The 1,264-nt window shown below is 47.2% G+C and carries 1 protein-coding gene; it reads right to left on the bottom strand.

Annotation, left to right across the window (positions count from 1 at the left end):
- Positions 1-1,264, bottom strand: a 1,264-nt coding sequence (locus tag Q4489_RS18205; RefSeq protein ID WP_303483371.1) for a condensation domain-containing protein, incomplete at both ends; no start/stop codon positions are given.

Raw genomic sequence — 1,264 nt, 5'->3', positions numbered from 1 at the left:
GACTTCATCTTCATCTAATACCGCATTATCACATTGCCCTTCAGGCGCTGTTAACAACTGCTCTAAGCAACGTCGATACAACTGCACAGCACGCGCCAAATCTTCTTTACCATATTCGTTATGGTCGACTTCCAACATCAAGTAAACCTGCTCACTGTCAGGGGTCATACCCGCTTGTAAGATAAAGCCGTAATTGGAGTGTTCAAAACCCGCTTGTTCGAGCTCTTCAGCACCACGACCGAACAGCGGACTAACACCATCCTCAGCTTGCGTGTCATACGCCCTAAAGTGCGTATAGTTAAACAAGGTTTGAAATAGCTCCCCGCCATACTCTCGCTTCAAGGTCGCCATTGGGTAACGACGATGACGCCACAAATTTTGCTCTTGCTTAGACAGATCTTTAATCCACTCTGTCCAACTACACATCGGGATCTGAACATTTAACGGCAGGCTGTTTAAAAACAGACCCAGCACGGACTCACCACCGAGTGTTTCTGGGCGGCCATTCGTGACCACACCCGTTGTTAACGCACTCTCACCACTCAGGCTATATAAGGCTTTAAAGTGCACAGCCAACAGCACGCTCTTAAGTGACACACCTAAGGATGCAGCTAATGCCTTCGCCTGTGATGTTTCTTCTACACTCACTGGCACCATTGCTCGCTCAACCCCTTCTCCGCGGGTATTGTCACGCGATAAAATATGGGTAGGCTCTAGCGTCTCCAGCTGTGTTTGCCAATAATCAACGGTTTCTTCATCATGCAACGCCACTTGCTCTAACGCGATGTAGTCGTTATAACCACTTTCCATGACAGGTAACTCAATTGATGTCTCTGCCAACGCCGCTTGGTATAAACCAGTTAAATCACGCATTAAAATTGACGTACTCCAACCATCTAAGATCGCATGGTGGAAACTTAAACCTAAGACAAAACCGTCTTCCTTGTGAACAAACACTTGCCCACGTAGTAGCCCAGGGCTCTCCCATTCAAAACCTTGCGCTTTTTCTTGTGCTAGCCATTCATCTAGAATCGTCTGACGTTGAGATTGGCTCTTGTCCGTTTGGTATTCAACCGCTAAAGGTAAGTCAACATCACTGTACACCAATTGTAGTGCGCTGCCGTAGTTCCCCATATCAAAGGCGGTACGCAAGATAACATGACGCTTGACCAACGCTTGCCACGCTTGTCGCCACGCATTCTCATCAAATCGTAACTGCACGGTATGTGTTAAAATATCATGATATGCAGAATGTGCCCGTTCA

The sequence above is a fragment of the Thalassotalea sp. 1_MG-2023 genome, from assembly GCF_030546745.1.
Taxonomy (GTDB): domain Bacteria; phylum Pseudomonadota; class Gammaproteobacteria; order Enterobacterales; family Alteromonadaceae; genus Thalassotalea_C.
Note: the sequence above shows the minus strand (reverse complement) of the source record. Positions and strands in the feature narration are given on the sequence as shown.